Genomic DNA, 1903 nt, shown 5'->3' with positions numbered 1-1903 from the left:
ACGCAGGCGACTGAGGATGCGCAGAAACGCGCGGCCGAATTTGCCAAAACCGGCGGCGGCAAAGTGGGTGCCATGCGTTCTGCTTCGCAAGGCTCGTTCAACATCTATGCCGACACCGGCAGCAGCGAGGACGACGAGTACGGCGGTTCTTACGATAAAAGCACCGTCGGCAAACAAGTCCGACTGGTTGTTACCATCGAATACGGCATTGAGTAATTCTTTCAGACGGCCTTTTCAGCTGGGAGGCAAAAGGCCGTCTGAAAATTGGAAACGGCAAAGAAATTTATTTCAAACACAATGAATACCGTTTGCACAGCACACAAAGAACACACCATGACACAACAAGTTCTGACCATATTAGGCAGCACCGGCAGCATAGGCGAAAGCACTTTAGACGTTGTTTCCCGCCATCCCGAAAAATTCCGCGTGTTCGCGCTGGCAGGGCATAGGCAGGTGGACAAGCTGGTGGCACAATGCAAACAGTTCCGCCCGGAATATGCCGTTGTCGGCGATGCTGACCATGCGGCCGAGTTGGAAAAGAAACTCAAACAAGAAGGCATCAATACGCAGGTTTTATATGGTTCTCAAGCCTTGATTGATGTCGCCTCTGCCGATGAAGTCAGCGGCGTGATGTGTGCCATTGTCGGCGCGGCTGGCTTGCCGTCGGCTTTGGCTGCCGCTCAAAAAGGCAAAACCATTTATCTGGCAAACAAAGAAACACTGGTGGTTTCCGGCGCATTGTTTATGGAAACCGCCCGTCAAAACGGCGCCACCGTCTTGCCGATTGACAGCGAACACAACGCCATCTTCCAAGTATTGCCAAGGGATTACACAGGCCGTCTGAATGAGCACGGTATCAATTCGATTATTCTGACCGCATCAGGCGGCCCCTTCCTTAACACCGATTTAAGTACATTTGACAGCATTACGCCCGAGCAGGCGGTCAAACATCCGAATTGGAGCATGGGTCGCAAAATTTCCGTCGATTCCGCGTCAATGATGAATAAGGGCTTGGAGTTGATTGAGGCGCATTGGCTGTTTAACTGTCCGACGGAAAAACTGGAAGTCGTCATTCATCCGCAATCCGTGATACACAGCATGGTGCGTTATCGCGATGGTTCGGTATTGGCGCAGTTGGGTAATCCCGATATGCGTACGCCGATTGCTTATTGTTTGGGCCTGCCCGAACGTATCGACTCCGGCGTGGGCGAGCTGGATTTCGGCGCATTGTCCGCATTGACCTTCCAAAAGCCTGACTTTGACCGTTTCCCATGTCTGAAACTTGCCTATCAGGCAATGAATGCAGGCGGCGCCGCGCCTTGTGTGTTGAACGCCGCCAACGAAGTTGCCGTGGCCGCTTTTTTAGATAAACGCATCAAGTTTACCGATATTGCCAAAGTCGTTGCCCACTGCCTTGCACAAGATTTTTCAGACGGCCGTTACGATATCGAAGGCCTGCTGGCGCAAGACGCGCAAACACGCAGACAGGCAGAAGCCTTTATCGGCAAACAATAAAGTTTCAATGACAGGCCGTCTGAAACGTCAACCGCTTGGCATTTAGGCAGACAAAATGGAACAACTGCCTTTATAATCGGTTTTCAGACGGCCTTATCCGTTGATCATCACATTCCATACAGGGGATTTTTTTGCAAACCTTTTTAGCCTTTATCGTCGCCATTCTGATTTTGGTCAGCCTGCATGAGTTCGGACACTATATTGTTGCCCGCTGGTGCGGCGTTAAAGTCGTGCGCTTTTCCGTCGGCTTCGGTAAGCCCTTTTTCACCCGAAAACGCGGCGATACCGAGTGGTGTCTTGCCCCGATTCCGCTGGGCGGTTACGTTAAAATGGTCGATACGCGCGAAGGCGAGGTGGCAGAAGCAGATTTGCCCTACGCCTTTGACAA

2 protein-coding genes and 1 pseudogene are annotated in these 1903 nt (G+C 51.7%); all 3 read left to right on the top strand.

Features of this window, described 5'->3' with window-relative positions; translation table 11 throughout:
* Positions 1-216: pseudogene (locus ACTHS3_RS08835) on the top strand (SIMPL domain-containing protein); the annotation flags it as partial.
* Positions 217-333: 117 nt separating this feature from the next.
* Positions 334-1515: a 1-deoxy-D-xylulose-5-phosphate reductoisomerase gene (gene ispC, locus ACTHS3_RS08830; RefSeq protein ID WP_440367715.1), complete on the top strand. Its 1182-nt coding sequence runs from the start codon at positions 334-336 to the stop codon at positions 1513-1515.
* 131 nt (positions 1516-1646) lie between these two features.
* The coding region (locus ACTHS3_RS08825; RefSeq protein WP_440367713.1) for a site-2 protease family protein at positions 1647-1903 on the top strand (257 nt) is incomplete at its 3' end.

Source organism: Neisseria sp. P0009.S007 (assembly GCF_051962515.1).
This window is presented reverse-complemented; position numbering and strand designations above follow the sequence as displayed.

Bases quoted from the DNA above. Each gene is read 5' to 3' on its own strand.
- ispC (WP_440367715.1), top strand. From the start codon at position 334: ATGACACAACAAGTTCTGACCATATTAGGCAGCACCGGCAGCATAGGC.